Origin of the sequence: Glutamicibacter sp. Je.9.36 (assembly GCF_051129975.1) — a bacterium.
In the GTDB taxonomy this organism is placed as follows: domain Bacteria; phylum Actinomycetota; class Actinomycetes; order Actinomycetales; family Micrococcaceae; genus Glutamicibacter.
The window spans coordinates 477132-495434 of the sequence record NZ_JBCPSN010000001.1 but is presented as its reverse complement, the minus strand read 5'-3'; the positions used below and the strand labels follow the sequence as shown (position 1 = coordinate 495434).

General features: G+C 56.9%; 16 protein-coding genes and 1 pseudogene. 8 read left to right on the top strand and 9 right to left on the bottom strand.

Translation table 11 applies throughout. The features are described 5' to 3' along the window. Positions 1-46: 46 nt before the first annotated feature. The 5 genes from phnD to AAZQ98_RS02290 are packed head-to-tail and all read left to right on the top strand — an operon-like array spanning position 47 to position 3980. Positions 47-934, top strand: coding sequence for a phosphate/phosphite/phosphonate ABC transporter substrate-binding protein (gene phnD, locus AAZQ98_RS02310; protein ID WP_434689509.1), 888 nt, complete (start codon positions 47-49; stop codon positions 932-934). Continuing rightward, on the top strand, positions 931-1767 hold the full coding sequence (gene phnC, locus AAZQ98_RS02305; protein WP_434689507.1) for a phosphonate ABC transporter ATP-binding protein: 837 nt from the start codon (positions 931-933) through the stop codon (positions 1765-1767). Before phnD ends, phnC begins: the two co-directional genes overlap by 4 nt. Then, positions 1757-2593: a phosphonate ABC transporter, permease protein PhnE gene (gene phnE, locus AAZQ98_RS02300; protein ID WP_434689505.1), complete on the top strand. Its 837-nt coding sequence runs from the start codon at positions 1757-1759 to the stop codon at positions 2591-2593. Before phnC ends, phnE begins: the two co-directional genes overlap by 11 nt. Next, positions 2590-3354: a tyrosine-protein phosphatase gene (locus AAZQ98_RS02295; RefSeq protein ID WP_434689504.1), complete on the top strand. Its 765-nt coding sequence runs from the start codon at positions 2590-2592 to the stop codon at positions 3352-3354. The genes phnE and AAZQ98_RS02295 overlap by 4 nt, the downstream gene beginning before the upstream one ends. Continuing rightward, positions 3351-3980 (top strand): TetR-like C-terminal domain-containing protein, encoded by a 630-nt coding sequence (locus AAZQ98_RS02290; protein WP_434689502.1) that lies wholly within the window; start codon positions 3351-3353, stop codon positions 3978-3980. Before AAZQ98_RS02295 ends, AAZQ98_RS02290 begins: the two co-directional genes overlap by 4 nt. A 100-nt stretch (positions 3981-4080) precedes the next feature. On the opposite strand, the gene AAZQ98_RS02285 is transcribed toward AAZQ98_RS02290, so the two are convergent. Genes AAZQ98_RS02285 through eat form a run of 5 tightly spaced genes read right to left on the bottom strand, consistent with a single transcriptional unit; the run spans position 4081 to position 10003 of the window. Beyond that, positions 4081-4881: a 3-oxoacyl-ACP reductase gene (locus AAZQ98_RS02285; protein ID WP_434689500.1), complete on the bottom strand. Its 801-nt coding sequence runs from the start codon at positions 4879-4881 to the stop codon at positions 4081-4083. Positions 4882-4936: 55 nt separating this feature from the next. After that, positions 4937-6337: an aldehyde dehydrogenase family protein gene (locus AAZQ98_RS02280; RefSeq protein WP_434689498.1), complete on the bottom strand. Its 1401-nt coding sequence runs from the start codon at positions 6335-6337 to the stop codon at positions 4937-4939. After that, the gene (locus tag AAZQ98_RS02275) at positions 6334-7104 is read right to left on the bottom strand and encodes a gamma-glutamyl-gamma-aminobutyrate hydrolase family protein (RefSeq protein WP_434689496.1); all 771 of its coding nucleotides are present in this window, start codon (positions 7102-7104) and stop codon (positions 6334-6336) included. Before AAZQ98_RS02275 ends, AAZQ98_RS02280 begins: the two co-directional genes overlap by 4 nt. A gap of 19 nt (positions 7105-7123) precedes the next feature. Then, positions 7124-8515 (bottom strand): glutamine synthetase family protein, encoded by a 1392-nt coding sequence (locus AAZQ98_RS02270; RefSeq protein ID WP_434689495.1) that lies wholly within the window; start codon positions 8513-8515, stop codon positions 7124-7126. Positions 8516-8566: 51 nt separating this feature from the next. Then, positions 8567-10003: an ethanolamine permease gene (eat, locus tag AAZQ98_RS02265; RefSeq protein ID WP_434689493.1), complete on the bottom strand. Its 1437-nt coding sequence runs from the start codon at positions 10001-10003 to the stop codon at positions 8567-8569. A gap of 173 nt (positions 10004-10176) precedes the next feature. Between eat and AAZQ98_RS02260 the strand changes: the two genes are divergently transcribed. Then, positions 10177-10902, top strand: coding sequence for a FadR/GntR family transcriptional regulator (locus tag AAZQ98_RS02260; protein WP_434689491.1), 726 nt, complete (start codon positions 10177-10179; stop codon positions 10900-10902). A gap of 103 nt (positions 10903-11005) precedes the next feature. Here AAZQ98_RS02260 and AAZQ98_RS02255 read toward each other — a convergent pair whose 3' ends face one another. Both AAZQ98_RS02255 and AAZQ98_RS02250 read right to left on the bottom strand, forming a co-directional pair. Then, positions 11006-11941, bottom strand: a complete 936-nt coding sequence (locus AAZQ98_RS02255) for a sce7725 family protein (RefSeq protein ID WP_434689490.1) — start codon at positions 11939-11941, stop codon at positions 11006-11008. Between the two features lie 54 nt (positions 11942-11995). After that, positions 11996-12751 (bottom strand): sce7726 family protein, encoded by a 756-nt coding sequence (locus AAZQ98_RS02250; RefSeq protein WP_434690096.1) that lies wholly within the window; start codon positions 12749-12751, stop codon positions 11996-11998. Positions 12752-12938: 187 nt separating this feature from the next. Here AAZQ98_RS02250 and AAZQ98_RS02245 point away from each other — a divergent pair. Further along, positions 12939-13203 (top strand): annotated as a pseudogene (locus AAZQ98_RS02245) (IS481-like element ISAar28 family transposase); the annotation flags it as partial. Then, entirely contained in the window at positions 13166-13681 is a 516-nt protein-coding gene (locus tag AAZQ98_RS02240; protein ID WP_434689489.1) for a polyketide cyclase / dehydrase and lipid transport, read from the top strand. The pseudogene AAZQ98_RS02245 and the gene AAZQ98_RS02240, both read left to right, overlap by 38 nt. A gap of 261 nt (positions 13682-13942) precedes the next feature. On the opposite strand, the gene AAZQ98_RS02235 is transcribed toward AAZQ98_RS02240, so the two are convergent. Next, positions 13943-14125, bottom strand: coding sequence for a hypothetical protein (locus AAZQ98_RS02235; protein WP_434689487.1), 183 nt, complete (start codon positions 14123-14125; stop codon positions 13943-13945). Between the two features lie 774 nt (positions 14126-14899). Further along, positions 14900-17143 carry a hypothetical protein gene (locus tag AAZQ98_RS02230; protein WP_434689486.1) on the bottom strand — a complete coding sequence of 748 codons (2244 nt, stop codon included), beginning with the start codon at positions 17141-17143 and terminating at the stop codon, positions 14900-14902. Between the last annotated feature and the right edge of the window lie 1160 nt (positions 17144-18303).

Sequence of the window (18303 nt, the reverse complement as noted above, 5' to 3'; positions counted from 1 at the left end):
GTTCTCGAAATCGAGGGCACTCGCACCGTTTTGAAAGGTCCGCCTCATGCGCCACCCTGCGCTCGTTTCCGTGAGCCTGCTCGGCCTCGCCGCCCTGGCCCTCACAGGTTGCCAAGCTTCGGCCACCGCAGCCGATGCGCCCATCAAGATCGCCACCCTGCCCGTTTCGGATGATCCGACCGCGGTGAATCCCAACGAGGCGCTGGTGGAACTGCTCGAAGCCGAAACCGGGCGCGAGGTCGAAGTGACCGATGTTCCCGACTATCTCAGCGTGGTTGAAGCCATCCGCGCGGATCACGTCGACATGGGGATCATGAGCGGTTTCCCCTCGGCGCTCGCGCTGAACACCGGCGAAGTCGATTCCCTGCTGGCGTGGAAGGGCAGCGACGATCCGGTGTCCACCTGCGTGGTGCTCGAAGACTCGCCGGTGAAGAGCCTGGAAGACTTCCGCGGCAAGACCATTGCCTTCGCGGACCAGGCTTCGAGCTCCGGCTACTTCATGCCGGTGTACATGCTGCACCAGGCCGGGCTGGAGCAGGGCAAGGACTACGAGGCCATCTTCGCCGGCGGGCATGAGGGCAGTTTCGCCGCGTTGGAGCAAGGCCAAGTGGACGCGGCCTGCACCGCGAATGTGCTCACCGAAATGGGAGCACCGATGTTCCCCTTCGCCGAGGGGCAGTGGCGCGGGGTTGGACAGAGTCCGTCCATGGAAATCATGGGCAGCGTGCTGGCTCGCCAGTCGCTGGATGAGGAAACCCGCACCGCACTGCAAGAGGCGATTCCGAAGATCTTCTCCGAAGAGAACAAGGAGGCCCTGGCCAGCTATTCGTCATTCGTCGGACTGGATGTCGAGGTCGGCCCGGACCCGAGCCGGTATGCCTCCTTCTCCGAAATTGCCGAGGTGGCTGGTGTTGAGCTAGAGGACCTGAAGTGAGTCCCGTTCTCAAAACCGGAGCAGCTGCGCTGCCCACCGAAATGATGAGCACCGCCGAACTGCGCCGAGCCCTGCCGTTGGCCACTGTGCGCGGGCTGGAGGTCTGCTACGAGAAGAAGAATCCGGTGCCCGTGCTGGACGGCGTGGATCTGGACCTGTTCCCGGGCGAGATGGTCTCCCTGTTGGGTGCCTCGGGGTCGGGCAAGTCCACCTTGATGAAAAGCCTGACCGGTTTCGCCCCGGCCACAGCTGGCACGGTGCGCGTGGCAGGCCATGACCTGCGCAATCTCCAGCGCGGCGAGTTGCGCCAATTGCGCTCCGAGGTGGGCCAGGTCTTCCAGCAGTTCAACCTGATCCCGCGCTTGAGCGTCCTGTCCAATGTCCTCACCGGTGCCCTGCACCAGGCCGGGGCCATCAATCTCGTGGGCGGCTTCTCCAGTGCCCACCGCAAATACGCCATGGAACTGCTGGACCGGGTAGGCATTGCGCACAAGGCCAAGGAGCCGGCACGTTCGCTCAGCGGCGGGCAGCAGCAGCGCGTGGCCATCGCCCGGGCGCTGATGCAGCGGCCGCGGCTGATCCTCGCCGATGAGCCGGTCGCGTCGCTGGACCCGAAGCTTGCCGATTCGGTGCTGCAGCTGCTGCGGGATATCGCTGTCCAGGACGGAATCCCGGTGCTGGTCAGCTTGCATGTGGTACCGCTCGCGCTGGCCCATAGCGATCGCATCGTGGGGCTGCGCCAGGGCAAGATGCTGTTTTCCGGAAAGTGCAGCGAACTGGATGCCCAGTCGCTGAAGGGAATCTACGAAGACGGCGATACCGATGTCCACTGAAACCAGAACCGTTTCACCGGCGAACCATGAGCTGCCGGCCTCCGAGCGGGCCCGCCTTGAACGGGCATTCACCATCCCCCGCGCACGCTTCCTGCTGGGCATCCCCGTTGCCCTGCTGATTCTGCTGTGGTCCGCGGGCGGAGTGGGCTTCGATTTCATCAAGCTCGGCCAGGGAACACTGAATATGGGCGAATTCCTCGCCCGTCTGTTCCCGCCGGACTTCTCGAAGATCTCGACCATCCTGGAATTGCTGCTCGAAACCCTGCAAATGGCCATCGTCGGCACCGTGCTGGGCGTGGTGCTCTCGCTGCTGGTCGCCTTCGGCGCGGCTTCCAATATCGCTCCCGCATGGCTGTACTACCCATCGCGCTGGGCCATGAATGTGATCCGCGCCGTGCCGGACCTGGTTTTCGCCCTGATGTTCGTCTCGGCCGTGGGGTTGGGGCCCTTCGCCGGCATCCTGGCCATGACCCTGGGCTCGCTCGGGTCCATCGGCAAGATCTTCGCCGAGGCCATGGAGTCGGTGGACAAGGGTCCGATGACCGCCATGCAGGCCGTCGGCGCGTCCAAGCGGCAGGTGATCCAGTACGGCATCCTGCCCCAGGCCGCCCCGCTGCTGGTCTCCTACACGCTGCTGCTCTTCGAAGGCAACGTCCGTGGCGCAACCATCCTGGGGCTGGTGGGTGCCGGCGGCATCGGCCTGGAACTGACCACCGCCATGCGCATGTACGACTACGGCCACCTCAGCGCCATCATCATCTGCATCATCGTGCTCGTCACGATCATCGACCAGGGCAGTGCCCTGATAAGAAGGAGAATCACATGAGTGCACCAGCCATCGAACTTGAGCTCAGCGCACCGGTCAACCTGCGGGACCTGGGCGGGATCCGGATTGCCGGGGGCATGCTGCGCAAGAACCTGGTGATCCGCACCGATGACATCGCCTATGCCACCCGCGAAGTCGCACACCAACTGGTGGGCGGGGGACTGGCCGTCGTTATCGACCTGCGCTCGCCGGCAGAAGTCGCCATGACCGGACGAGGTCCGCTGGCTGAATTCCCGCTGGCCTATCACAACCTGCCGCTGATCAGCGATGTCTCGCGGTCGACACCGAAGGGCGCCGAGGGATTCACCCATGAGGCCATGGGCCGGATGTACCTGCAGATAGTGGAGAACTCCGCCGCGCAGCTGGTCACGGCTTTGAACATCATTGCCTACTCGTCGGGGACCACAGCCTTCCATTGCGCGGCAGGACGAGACCGCACCGGCGTGCTGGCCGCCATGCTCCTGCTCGCTCTGGGTGCCAGCGACGAGGACATCGTGGCGGACTACGCGTTGACCGGGCAGAACATGCGCGCCATCATGGAGCGCAACCGGCCGGTGATGGGAGCGATGTGGCGGGCTTTGGGCATGGACTTCTCCAAGGTCGACACCGCGCAGCTGTTCGACGGCCCCATGGACGTGGCCATGGAAATGATGCTCGGAGAGCTGCGGGCGCGCCACGGTGATCCGTTGGCTCCGTTGCGCGCCGCTGGGCTGAGCGGGGACACCATCCAGCGCCTGTCCGAGCGCGCAGTGCAACGATGAGCGACTTGGCCGTTGAACAGGCTCCGGTGCGCCGGCGACCGGGCCGTCCTCGGCACGAGGAACTGGAGCAGAAGGTACTGGATGCAGCGCTGGAATTGATCGATGCGGAGCAGGAGATCACGGTATCCAAGCTGGTGGAGTTCAGCGGAGTCAGCCGTGCTGCGCTCTATCGCAGGTGGCCGTCGCTGACCTTGCTGATAGCTTCGGCGCTGAACACCGGACGAGTCGTGCCGCCGGCCATTTGCGGTGACGGGGATTTGCGAAGGAACATCTTCGAGGCGCTCTTTGGCCACGGAGCGGAACAGACAGTGGAGATGTACTCGGAATCCCGATTCAGGCAGCGTATCCGCCTGGTGATGGCTGACCGCGAGCTCCAGCGCGCTTATTGGCAATCGCACGTGAAGGTGCGCAGGGTGCCGATTGAAGATGCGCTGCGAGCGGGGATGGAAAGCGGGATACTGCGCAGCGACCTGGATATCGAATCCTGCTTCGACACCTTGGCAGGAGCCGCGTACTACCAGCTGGTGGTGCGCGGCGAGAGCTTCCGCTTGCCGGAAACCCGCGCCAGGCTTGAAAAAGCCTTTGACATGGTTTGGCGGGGAATGGTCGCTTTCCCTTCCCGATAGATTCGCTTTTGCAGCGGGATGCCTCCCGGAAGATTGGGTCTTCCGGACGGCATCCCGTTTGCCTGCGGCTCACGCCTCGTGTAGGAGCAAAGCAAGTGATTTACAGCGGGGTAACGTAGGCTCCAGCGATGCCGCCGTCCACCAGGAACTGGCTCGCGGTGATGAAGGAAGAATCATCGGAAGCAAGGAAGGCTACCGAGGCCGCCAGCTCATCCGGTTCTGCGAAGCGACCTAGCGGCACATGGATCAAGCGACGTGCTGCTCGTTCCGGGTCCTTGGCAAAGAGCTCCTTTAGCAGCGGGGTGTTCACCGGGCCGGGGCAAAGCGCATTGACCCGGATGCCCTGCCGGGCGAACTCGACACCGAGTTCGCGGCTCATGGACAGCACTCCGCCCTTGGAAGCTGAGTAGCTGATCTGGCTGGTTGCCGCACCCATGACAGCGACGAAGGACGCGGTGTTGATGATGGAGCCCCGGCCCTGTTCTTGCATGTAGGGCAGCACGTGCTTGCAGCAGTAGTACACGCTGGTCAGGTTGACCTCTTGCACCTTGCGCCAGGCGTCGATGCCGGTATCCAGGATGGAAGCGTCGTCTGCCGGGGAAATCCCAGCGTTGTTGAATGCGATATCCACCGAGCCGTAGGTCGACTTGGCGGTGGCGAACAGGTTCTTGACGTCTTCCTCATTGGTGACATCGGTGCGGACGAAAAGGCCGCCGACTTCTTCGGCGGCTTTCTGGCCGATTTCCTCGGCGCAGATATCGCCAATGACCACCTTGGCGCCTTCATGGGCCAAGCGCTTGGCCGTGGCCAGCCCGATGCCGGAGGCTCCTCCGGTAATAGTGGCGACTCGTCCGGCAAGCCGATTGGTGACCAAGCCGTTGTACGGGGCAGTTTCGCTCATTTGATGGTTCTCCTTGCTAGTGATTTGTTTTAGTTGGATGATGCTTTGCGATAAATCAGCTTTCGGTGTCAATGAAGACGTTCTTGACCTCGCAGAAGGCTTCGAGCGCATCCGGTCCCAGCTCGCGACCGAGTCCGGATTTCTTGTAGCCGCCGAAAGGAGTGGAATAGCGCACCGAGGAATGGGAGTTCACCGACAGATTCCCGGCCTCGACCGCGCGGGCCACGCGCAGGGCACGGCCCACATCCCGGGTCCAGATGGATCCGGAGAGCCCGTATTCCGAGTCATTGGCGATGCGGATGGCATCGGCCTCGTCCTCGAAGGGGATTACCGCAACGATCGGGCCGAAAATCTCGTCGCGCAGGATCCGGTCCTGCGGATCTTCGGGAACCACGACCGTAGGCGGGAACCAGAAGCCCTCGCCAGGGGGAACCTTGCCCTGGTAGGCGATATCCTTGCGGCGATTTCCCTGCTCATCGAGCAGGAAGGACGACACAGTCTGCAGTTGCTTGGCGGAGACCAAAGGGCCCATCAACGTAGCCTCGTCGCTCGGGTCCCCGACAGTAACCGCTGCGACGGCCTGGGTGAATCGCTCCATGAACGCATCCAGAACGCTGCGCTGCACCAGGATCCGGGAGCGGGCGCAGCAGTCCTGTCCGGCATTGTCGAAGACACCGCCCGGTGCCTGGGCGGCTGCCTTGTCGAGGTCGGCATCGGCGAAGATGATATTGGCGCTCTTGCCGCCCAGCTCCAGGGTGACACGCTTCAGCTGGTCCGCGCATCCGCGCATGATGCCCTGGCCCACTTGGGTGGAACCGGTGAAAACAACTTTGCGGACGTCGGGATGGGTGACAAAGCGCTCGCCGACTACCGAGCCCTTGCCCGGGATGACGGTGAAGACACCCTCGGGGATACCAGCCTCGCGGGCCAACTCGCCCAGGCGGATGGCGGTCAACGGGGTCAGCTCCGCTGGCTTGAGCACGACAGTATTGCCCGCGGCCAGTGCCGGGGCGAACCCCCACCCCGCAATCGGCATGGGGAAATTCCATGGAACGATGATCCCAACGACACCCAGCGGTTCGTGGAAGGTCACGTTCACCCCGCCTGCGACGGGAATCTGCTTGCCGAAGTTCCGTTCCGGGGCTGCTGCGTAGTAGTTCAGGACATCCCTGACGTTTCCGGCCTCCCAGCGGGCGTTGCCGATGGTGTGCCCGGCATTGAGCACTTCCAGCTGGGCCAGATTCTCCAGATCGCGGTCTACTGCGGCCGCGAATCTGCGCAGTAGCGCGGCGCGCTCAGCAGGAGCGACCTGGCTCCAGGCGGGAAAAGCCTCGGAGGCTCGGGCAATTGCGGCATCCGCCTGCGCGGTATCAGCCAGCGCGACGTCCTGGACTGCTTGCCCAGTCGCCGGGTTGATCACGGTAAAGGTGTCTTTCACTGCGGTATCAGTGCTCATAGCGCTTCCTGTGGTGTCGAAATAGATTTGCTGGTGGCGTAGTCATGCGCAGCCTGGACGAAAGCCTGCATGAGCCGGATATCTTCCAAGTTCTCTTCCGGGTGGAATTGCGTGCCCAGAACCCAGCCTCGAGCCTGCGGCATTTCAACGATTTCCACCGTCCCGTCGCTGGCGCGGGCGGTGACCTCCAGACCTTTGGCTACGTCCAGCAGGGACTGGTGGTGGTAGCACGGAGCACTGGCCTGGTTGCCCAGGATCTGCTCCGCCAGAGAACCCTGCGCGGTGGTGAAATCCACTGTGCCGAAGACCCCGGGAGCTGGCTGGTACTTTTCGGCTGCATCCGGAAGGACATCGGGCAGGTGCTGGTTCAGGGTTCCGCCCTGCTGCACGTTGAGCACCTGGGCGCCACGGCAGATGGCGAACAGCGGAACAGCCCGTTCCAGCGCGGCGGCGGCCAAGGCCATGTCGTGCAGGTCCCGCTCCGGCTGTGCCGCCGTGCGCGGGTGCGGCTGCTGGCCGTAGCTGGCAGGATCCACATCCACGCCGCCGATGACTATCAGCCCATCCAGGACGTCCAAGACCGAGGTGTCGGTGCCAACCGGTGGCAGGAGCATGGGCGTACCACCGGCTGCAACCACTGACTTGATGTATTTTCCCGGGACAATGGCCGCGGTACTTTCCCAGACACCCCATTTGGCTTCCTGCCAGTAGGTGGTCAGCCCGATGCGCGGCCTGCGCTGCGTTGCCGGGTCCGATGGATAGTTCACTTGTAGTTGTCCTTCGTGATCAGTGGCGTTCGAAACCACGGGAAACTTCCCAGTCGGTGACCGCAGCGTTGAACTGCTCGATTTCCACGTCCGCGTAGCGGGTGTAGTGCTCCACTACCTCCTTGCCGAAGATTTCCAAAGCGATTTCCGAGTTCGCGAAGAGCTCTCGGGCCTCGGCCATGGTTTGGGGCACATGCTGGGATCCGGAGTCGTAGGCGCTTCCGGTCACCATCTCGGGCAGTTCAAGCTTCTTCTCCATGCCATAGAGACCGGCCGCCAGCATGGCGGCCATGGCCAGGTACGGGTTGGCGTCCGCTCCCGGCAAGCGGTTCTCCATGCGTGCGCCGTATCCCTTGCCCACCAGCCGGACAGCGCAGCTGCGGTTGTCCATACCCCAAGCAACTGCCGTAGGTGCGAAGGACCCCTTGGCGAAACGCTTGTAGGAGTTGATATTAGGGGCGTAGAACAGGGTGAACTCCCGCATCGTGGCCAAGACTCCGGCGATGAAGTGGTTGTACATCTCCGTGCGTTCTCCGCGGGCTTCGTCCCAGAAGGCCAGCGAGCCATCAAGCTTGCGCAGCGACATGTGGATATGGCAGCTGGAACCTTCGCGCTGGTTGGGCTTGGCCATGAAGGTGATGGATTGCCCGCGCTGCGAGGCCATGTGCTTGGCCGAGAGCTTGTAGAAGGTGTGGTTATCGCCAGTGGTGACCACGTCGTCGTATTTGAAAGCGATCTCGTGCTGCCCGAAGTTGCACTCGCCCTTGGCCGATTCGACGATCATGCCCGATTCGTACATGGCGTTGCGGATATCGCGCAGTAGCGGTTCGACGCGCATTGAGCCCAGGATCGAGTAGTCGACGTTGTGCTGGTTGGCTGGGGTGAGGTTCCGGTAGCCGCGCTGCTGCGCATCTTCGTAGGAGTCGTTGAAGATCAAGAATTCCAGTTCCGTACCTGCCATGGCGCGCAAGCCCAACGCAGCGGCTTTCTCCTGCTGTGCCTTGAGCAGGGACCGCGGGGCCACTGGAACCGGACGTCCGTCCGTGGTGGCCAAGTCGGTCTGGATCAGTGCCGTGCGTTCCAAGTACGGAACTGGGCGGATGGTGTCGTAATCCAGTACGAACTCCATGTCGCCGTAGCCGGTGTCCCAGCTGGTCAGCGAATAGCCTTCCACGGTGTTCATTTCGGTATCCACTGCCAACAGGTAGTTACAAGCTTCGGTGCCGTGATTCAGCACGGTGTCCAGGAAGAACTGGGCATGGACGATTTTTCCCTGGAGTCGGCCCTGCATGTCGGTGAAGGCGAGAATGACCGAATCATAGACTCCGGTGCGGATGCCCTCGGTCAGCTGTTCAACGCTCAGCATGCGTTCGTTCTTGGAGGCCTTGACGAGTTCTTGGATGTCTTGCATGGAGAATGTTCCTTCGATTGTCGGGGTGTGGTTCTGTGGCCTGGGTCCGGTTTACTTCAGGGCATTTTCTTCGGACTCCAGGATGGCGAATTCCTCTTCGGGCGCGCTGGCAACCAGACGATGCCGGCTATAGAACCAGAAGTACGCGAGTGCCAGGACGAAGACTCCTGCGGTGATTCCTGCGGCGAGGATGTCCACGACGAACGTTGCGATGAGGGCAATGACAGCCAGCACCAGCGCAATGGAAGTGGTGACGATACCGCCCGGGGTGCGATACCCGCGGGGCAGGTCGGGTTCCTTGATCCGCAGGACAATGTGGCTCAGATTCAGTAGTACGTAGGAGACGGTGGCGCCGAACACTGCGATATTGATCAGCTGGTCCCCATTGCGGATGACTGCTGCCAGGATGAATCCGATGGTGCCTGGAACCAGCAGGGCCACCCACGGAGTGTGGCGGGATCCGGTCAGCGAGAGGACGCGGGGCAAGTAGCCGGCACGGGACAAGGCGAACAGCTGCCGGGAGTAGGCATAGACGATAGAGAAGAAGCTGGCCACCAAACCCGCCAGGCCCGCATAATTCACGAAGTTCGCCAGCGCCGAATTCTGCCCGTAGGCTTCGCGCAGCGCCTCGGGAAGAGGGGAGCCGGAGACGCTCATGGCTTCGGCTCCCGCGACTCCGGGCACCAGGATGAGCATGGCAGCACCGGAGAAGACCAGGAAGATGACTGCGGTAATGATGCCCTTGGGCATATCGCGTTTCGGGTCTTGCGATTCCTCGGCTGCCAGTGGGACCCCCTCTACTGCGAGGAAGAACCAGATGCCGAAGACCAGCGCGGCAAGGGTTCCGGAAATGCCGAACGGCATGAAGGCCGAGGAACCGACCGAACCGTCTGGCACGATGTCGAAGAGATTGCTTGGCTCAAAGTGCGGTATCAGGCCAAAGACGGTGACAACCAGCGCCACAATGGCGATAGCGGTGATGCCGAACATCAGCTTGAGCGCTTCGCCAACGCCCCACATGTGGATGCCGATGAAAACAATGTAGGTGACCAGGTAGACGGGCCACGAATTGGTCATCCCGAACAGGCCGAGGGCCTCGATGTAGCCGCCGATGAAGGTGGCGATAGCGGCAGGGGCCACGGCGTACTCGATGAGCACTGCCATGCCGGTGGCGAAACCGCCCAGAGGTCCCATGGCCCTGCGGGCAAAACCGTAGCCCGCACCAGCTGTGGGCAACGTCGAGGACATTTCTGCCAGGCCGAACACCATGCAGGTGTACATGATGCCCATCAGCACGAAGGCAATGAGCAGTCCGCCCCAGCCACCAGCGGCCAAGCCGAGATTCCAGCCTGAAAAATCACCGGAAATGACGTAGGCAATACCCAAACCGGCAAGCAGGATCCAACCTGCGGCGCCTTTCTTGAGCTGCCTATGTCGTAGATAGTCTTTGTCGACCGATGCGTAGTCGATGTGTGAATTCTTGGTCATGTGAGCTTCCTCGGTCCATGAGTCCTGAATCTAATGGACTGAAATCAGTCCTTTGCATGCGCTCAACTGTGGCAGGGATCACGAAGAAAAGTCAATAGGTAGTTTGAAAATAGACCTGGTAAGAGAAAATGAAAGGTGTTTTCTTGAACCAAATAGTGTGCCATTCTTAGATCATGGCCGAAACTAAACCATTGGATTCCCGGGATGGGATGAGGTTCCTTGGGCAAGTGCGCCGGGGAAACGTCTTCGAGGAGACCCTCGGGCAACTGTTGCGCGCCATGAGGCTAGGCGTCTTCCCGCCCGGCGAAAAATTGCCTGCGGAGAGGGAACTTGCTGAAGCCCTGGGTGTTTCACGAGCAACATTGCGCGACTCATTGGCGGAATTGCAGAGCGCAGGCTACTTGCAGGTCCAGCGAGGCCGATACGGCGGAACGGTTGTTGCTGCGCATCCGAATTCGAATGAGAATCCATTGGATGATTCGGACCGTGCACGCATTGAGGATGTGCTTGCATTCAGATCGGTCGTGGAACCTGCCGCAGCTGAATTGGCCGCGGGAGCATCGCTCACTGCAACCCAGCGAAATAATTTGATGCTGGCGCACGAAGCCGTCAATTCGGCCGCCGCGACGAACTACCGGCCGCTGGATGCCCGGCTCCATGTAATGATCGCCGATTTGTCAGCTTCGAGCATGCTGGCAAAAGCTGTCGCTGAAGCGCGCGACGCAACCAGCGAGCTGCTGGATCGGATTCCGTTCCTGAAGCCGAATATCGCGCACTCCGGCCGCCAGCACGAGGACATCTTGAACGCCATCCTCCGCGGCGATGGAGCCAGCGCGAAGAAGCTGATGCAAGAACACCTTGATGGCACTGCGACTCTGCTGCGCGGATTCCTGGATTAGAACTTTCCTGTTCCCGTCTGCCCTGGAAATCGGAAGCTTACACTACAGCGGTAAATTGATTTAAGGAATCAATATTTCGAGTGTGCAATGGGCCCCGTATTTACTAGCATCCAAGAGACTTGGAAATTGTGAATATGTGGTGTGCAATTTGCTGACGTTTACTGCCAGAGAGATTTGTATATTGTCCGTTGCTGTGCTGGGACTGGTACATTTTCAGCCCTGGCGAGTAGTGAAACCTATTAGGAGTCAGAGCAATTTGGTGACTGACGTCCGTTAATGCTTCATGGAATTTTACGGCTTGGGGCATTTTCTGATCATTCGTCGCAGAGACGAAATGTTGGACTCTGATGTTGTTATTGTCTTCGTAACTCAGATGCAGAGCAATCGCACCCACAGGTCCGCCACCTGTCTTGAAAATGCTGGGCAGTACGGTGAAATCCGAGAATCCAGCATATCCGTTGTCAATCCAGGTTCTATGGTTGTCGCCGAGCCACTCATCGCCCGAGTAGTCCTTGTTTCGATCTTTTGGCTTGAAATTCTCGGAAATTTGAACCAACTTATTCATTAGTGACCCAATGTGGTAAGAACTCGGATTTACATCAGGGTGTAAAAATACAATGCAATTGGCTTCCTGCAATGTTGTAAATAAGATTTCTGGAGGTATGCGATCGGTGCATAGGATAATTCCGATGCGTCTTTGGGGGTACAAGTCCACGAAGTTGGCTATGTCCGTAATCGTAGTGTGTTTCTGCTCTTTGAAGATCGGAATTACGACGCTTGGATTCGCAATCATTGGCGCCATGTTATCGAACCATGTGTCACGAGAAGAGGCCTCTTCGAAGTCACCAAGATGGGGGTTGACAACGATGCAGGCGGCTAGGCGCCTGGTTTCTAGTTCTGCAAGCGTGCCGAGCAATTTATCAGCGGTGCCCACTGGTTCGATAATTGGAAAAATTTGCTGTGGTGCGCCGAATGAGTCGACCAGGTCTCTCACTGCGTTTAATTCTGCTTGGCGTCCGTACAAATAAGGGAAGTACATTAAAACTCCAAAAGATCTTCGTACCATCCATATTTATCCAATAATTCTCATTAGTCAAGAGACTAGTAATTCTGACGCTCTCGTTGAAAGCCGTTCGTGCACTCGTTCGACACCCACACGAGAAAGTTCAGTGCTATATGCTAATGCACGCAAGCTCCTTGGAAATTCGAGAGGACTGACTAGTTTGGTGGCATTCGAATTTCTCTTCTTTAATTGCACTAAAACTTCTTTATGTACTGTTTCGATAGAGAGCCTTTTGAAAAGTTCCCGCATACGAAGCCAAAGGTGACCGCTCGGCACATCAGGCTCATACCCATTTACGCGGTGGAGAAGATCCGCGGCTTCGGATGTGCGAAGAAGCTTGAATAAATTGTCAGTGGAGAATCGATCTAGATGCGATGCAGATGGCCGGAGCAATGAGAGTGCACCATTAGGACGGAGTGAATATAGGCCAACAGAATCGGGAATCTGCTGTTCTGCTAAGTGAGCCCGCTTGTCCGACACAACTACAAAGGCATGCTCCGTATGTCTCGTGTAGTCCACGAGTTGAGAAGATAGTCGCGAAAAATCGTCTAAGTCAGTCTTGATCTCATAAGCCGTGGTGGTCCCATTGATGACTACAACGTCAGCAATGGATTTACCCATATGTAGTTCGAGTAGGGCTGATGCAGTTCGTGGCGAATGCCGTCCAAATACGATCTTTGAAACTATCTGATTTTTAAACACATACTCATTTCGACGGTTGAGAAATAAGTACTTAAACGCAGAGTCGTATGCGTCAGCTAGAGTTGAGCTAGGACTTGGTGCCATACTGACGATTGGTTCAAGCCTTGAAATTGTCTTTCCGAGATTTTCGCGAGCCAATCCTTTGAGGGCAGTTGGGGAGAACGCGGGGGCCAACCGCGGGCCAAAGCTAGAGGAAGTACTGGGACCGATCACAGACTAACTTTAGACCATGAGATGGAGTGCTTGTAAGTAGCTGGAAGAATCCGTCTGAGACCGCTGCCCGAACAGCGTCCACGACAAGATGATCCACCTCGGCATGCAACCTCCGTCCGTCCCGTCCTGGCACGGATCTTCCGCGACGCAACCTGATCGTCCCTGCCCTGAACTAACACCCCCGCTCGTCCTTCCGGTACCCGATGTCCAACGGCTGCTGGCAGCTGGACGTCACCGAGAAGGCGTTGGAGGGCGGTCGCAAGCGCGTGATATTCCAACTCATCGATGACTACTCGTGTTTGGCCGTCGCGTCATTGGTCGCTAGCCCAGTTGTTTTTGTGGCGGTCCGGAAACCATATCGACGTCTTCGACCAGGCCTACAACACGCAGCGTGGGCATCAGTCCTTGGAAGACCGGTGCACGAGGCTCAGGGATCCGGCCATGCACTCGGTCATCGACGGATCCGGAACGGTGCGGGCCTCGAACGCCCAGGGAAGCAAGCTCAGCCTGAGCAGCGATTTCGGCATGCAGATGCGCCTGGGGATCCCGTACCGGATCAGCAATACCGTGGTGAAATTCGAGCAGGACCGGCAGATCGCCTGGCGGCACATCAGCGCGCATCGGTGGCGCTACGAGCTGGAAGCTATAGGGGTCGGGACAATGGTCAGCGAAACCTGGGACGCGAGCCGGGTGCGGCTCCAATGGCTGCTGAGGCTGATGAGCTTCACCCGGAGCACCGGGCCCAATATGGAACGCACTCTGGATCGGCTGGCCGCGCAGTTCCCCGAGGTCTCCGAGTAAAGGGCCTTTTGCCCTGAGCAGCTCGTCGATGACGAGGCGAAGCACCGAGCCCATCGGCGGTCCGCTGGGAAACACCGCAATCCGGGGCGATGCAACTGGGCCTCTTCACAATCAAGTGAGTGCTGGCGCTCCCCACCGTGGTGGTCGCACTGTTGACGTCGCCTCCAAGAACGCCTACACCTGAACCTGCTATTAGGACTGGACTGCCCTCTTCGATGCTTGCAGGTTCGCCGAGAACGTGTTCGCCGCAGGTGCCGAATTCTACAGAGCCCTGGCATTCTTCGTCCTGAATTTCTTGTCGGTGACGGTCCGGATCGCCGGGCGCAGACACTGAGATACGGTGATGGTGGCGCTTGCCCCAGGGATCATCCCGGCGGCGACGAATAACTGGTACATGAGTGCGGTGGCGTTCCTGGCCGGGGTGCTCATCGGCCGGGGTGTCACAATGAAGGTCCTTACGCTGCTATTCTCTGGGGGCGGTAATCGCGCTGGCCCTCGGTTCCGGTCGGTGCCGGCCGCTAGTGTTGTCCGTAGCCGGTGTAGATCCTACCGTGGTAATCGGTGGGGGAGGCCAACCTTCTGTCCAACTTCACGATGGGAATGGCGTTGATTTTCATACCAGATTCAGCAATCTACGGTCCTATTACTTTCACAGAGGGATAGACTGTTCGGTGCATCCGGTCGGAAGCAAAGGCGTTTTCTGCGGATAGGAGTGCAACCTGTACGTTCCTAGCCGTCTCCGGGGCTTCCTCATTTTTACAAGTGTTTTTGAGTGCAGAAAATAGAGCGAATTGTCGCATTCACCCGGATACTCAATGTGCCAGAAAGACCATGGTCAATAGACGAGGGCAACATGGCCTATTCCAGACGCCGTAAAGCATGAATCTGTCGGTCGTCGGATTAAGGCTAGCAATAACTTCCGGGTGTGTCCGAAGGATTTTGCCGTAGACTCGCTAAAGTTGTCTCGCAACTAAGGCTGCTGACCCTATTTCAGGTTCTTAGTTGCAACGAATAGTTGCAATAGTTTTCTACCATCGAGTTTTCAAGGAATTTCAGTCGGGGGACTGAGGTCTGACGAGACGTCTTGCAACCCTTGGATTGCAAGACGTCTCAACTTGTAGACCCACATCTTAGATCGACTGTTCATGAGGGGCAGGGTGCATGCAGCCGATCTCAGCGAGAGATCATTTCCTCAAAATTTCCCGAGATTAAGAAGCTTTAGTCGTTTACGTTCCACCATTGTTCGGCAAGAGCATCAATCCCAGAGAATTGTTCACCAGAATCAGAGTGAACAGTGAGGTACTGCCGGTGTAGATCGCTCTTCAGTTTATCCGAATAGTCCGCGATTACTGCCATTCTCCGAGATTCATTTAAGTTCTCGGACTCACGAACGAATCCGAGCATCTTCTTGAATGGTGCATCTGCCATCCTCCTAGATAATGTTACTCCGAGTAAACTAGGGAATATTGAGGAGAATGACGCCCTCGCGTGACTAGCAGCTGGTGCTAAGGTGAGGAAGTTCAATAGAAAGTCTGGTCTCATAACATACTTTCCCCCGGCATTGCTTGAGACTATCTGCCCAGTATGTCTTAACACGCGGGTTTCGCCAGTAAGCCACCATGTTTGGTAACCAAACTCGGATATATTAGAATGCTCATAGTTCTTACGTCGATGGCCATAAACGCTAAGCACCATTAAGGCGTCGTTTTCGGCTAGTTCAAATTTTTTATTTCCGTCTTCTTCCAGAGTTTCAGTTAATTCGGCGAGTTGTTTAGTATCAACTAACTCCCTGAGCTCAATGCGGTCCTTATAAGACATGGAGAACTCGTTTTGAAGATATCTTCTGAGAGCTAGGAAAGTTTGAGACTTATGAAGGTCTCCATAAGTGCAAAATTGGTTTATGAATGCTGGCCAACTTTTTGGGCCTTCTTTTCTTTTCCCTAGTCGAGAGTACATATAGGCTCGAACCATTATTTTTGGCGAATTACGCGCTATCTCATAAGTGATAAAGTCTTCCATTGGCGCGAAAGTATTCTGGAATTCATGATCGCAGCCGCGTAGGTGATAAACGATTTCATCTAATGCTGCTTCTGTGAGAATAAGCTTTGCTCCCGCTTGAGCGGCCATCTTTAAAGTATTGGTTACGATCCGGTCGGCGTCATCGAGGCAGATTTCGCTCAGGGCGCGTACCAGTTGGTCCGACCCAACATAGAGATGGAAATCTCCTGCCATGCGTTGGAAGTAGTCAATAAGTTTTGGTTCGGAATTGAGAGTGAACAGCAGGGCATATGTCCGCGAAAGCTTGTGCAAGTATGCGCGTTCTTCAGCCGTCGAATCATAAAGCACTCCGCGCAAGCATTCGTAAACGACATTGCCGATCAAGGTGCGTCGCTGACCATTAATGCTTTCCTCATCCAATGCGGCGGCAAGCGAATCCGAAACAACCACGAGTTCTGTCGGTTCGTCGCTTTGCAAGGATGATATAAAAGTTAGACCTTGATGCTCGAAGGTTAGTTGCAAAGTGCGAATTGCCACTTTCACAGCCGAAAGAACCCCGACTTCTCCTAATCCGGGAGGAACGCTTCCGATAATCCGTTCTTCAATTGATGATTCTACGGTTGTTCGGAGGGCTTCGTCAGATTGGTTCTCATCCTTCAGCAATCGACGTGTTTCGTAGGGTAAGCAGTATTCTCCCCGGCTTTTGTATCGACGGATAGCCCGGCCATCGTTGCGTGTCTTTGCAGATAGAGCCACAAGCCGCTTAGGGAGACGCGGCTTGACCAAATTCTCGACTGATGGAAGAACACTTAGTATTTTTTCCAGAATCTCTGCTTCGTTCATCAACTTATCTTGGTCGGGATCGGTGCCTTCGAGCGCCCACATTATTAGGCTGTCGACGACATCTGCGACCAAGGTCTGATTGCCAGCACCATCTCGTCGTTCAAGTTCTTGTGAAAGGAAGACAAAAACGGAGGGATCGCGGACATGCCGGGAAGCAGTAACTACTGTAGATGAACCAATTTGATCTAATGACTCTGTTAAATGGCGAAGATGTTGATTATATGCAGCTTGTGTACCAAGACTGTCATTGGCGTGGCTTACGAGGTAATTGGCATCTCGAATGCGAATCGTTATGTTCAATTCTTCAGTCAGCTTGTCTTCCAACGCATCAACAGCCTTGACGGGCTTAGAAGTGACATATGTTAGAGAAGTGGGAGTGCGACCGAATTCTCTTAGACGATCCACAGTCTGACGAACTTTTGTTTCTACGTCCATACGAATACTTGCCTGCATAAACGATTTTTTGGAAGAATCTTCACTCACGTAGCGCTCAAACCCATCTGCTCCGCCATCTTTCACCCCTCCGAGGGGTGTGAAGTCTTTACCTAGCAAGGATCCAAAAAAGTCATTTACAAATGCCTCGAAGGGGAAACCTTGGATCTTCCCCAAAGCGATCATCATGAGCTCAGTGTTAACAGCCGAATTTGCCAATTATGACTCCTATGTGAATTCAACATATGAAATGGAGGGTGCGGTAATTCAGGGTTATGACTGTTCAAGTTTCTTATACGCGAATTTCCTGGATTCGTCACGTTCCCCTATTGGTTCTCATCCTACTCAAACTTCGAGGCTGAAATTAGGCGTCAACTCACACGTTGCTACCGGGTCTTTTACGGCGTGCTTGGTAAGGAGGCGTAACCAACCCGATGGACGCAACCACAGATAGAATTCAAGGGGAGTTGGGGTCAATGCTGAACGTTACCCTAAGCATCTTTATGTGCTGTAGAAGCAAATAAAGACTTGACAACTTTATATAACGTGCAGTAACGATTCATAACTCATGGAGCGAATGTGGTTGCGACAACTCCCTTCAACCGCGGACCCAAGGGGCAGCATAAGCCAACATGACTCCTCAACATTGCGATGCTTCACCGCCGTGTTTGTTCACATCGAAGCCGAAGGTAAGTGTGGACTGTGAAGCACTTTCTGCGTGATTTGACGGCCTGAGCAGCTGTAGCCAAGATTTCCCTTCTGTCCATACCCCGGCCAAAGACGTCAGGTAGGAGCGATCGCTCCCATCAGAAATCACAGCGTTTTCTGAAAGCAAACAAGCCGTGCAATCTTGCTGAGGTACATAAATTCTGCTCGTTACTGCGAACATTACTATCAGCGTCATCCTCCTCTACCTTTGATCCAGGCCACACTTCAAACTGCATGGGAGCTTCTGGAACATACGCCGGCTACTGAGTCGATACCGTCAGTCGTAATAGAAACCAAAGCTGCTCTGGATGCCTCATGAAACGCAGAATGATACGCGTTACAGCGAATCGAGCCAGCATCGTTGTTTCGAAGACAAGAAACGATCCGGAAGACTTCGAACTTCAAGAACAGTTCGGTGCTGCAGTTGAAAATAATCAGTTGTTGGTGAAACCCCCTAGAGGCAACTGCCAGGCCTACTGCAAAGGGGGAGCAGATTTCGTTACCGTCAACTTATACGCAGCGCCGAGTAGTACGGCCAATCACGGAACAAGAATTCATGTGGCCTGACCTCGATACCGCTGAAATCGTCATACGGTTTCTGTTTCCATATCACGGCAATCCACGGCTCTTGTGGAGCAGCA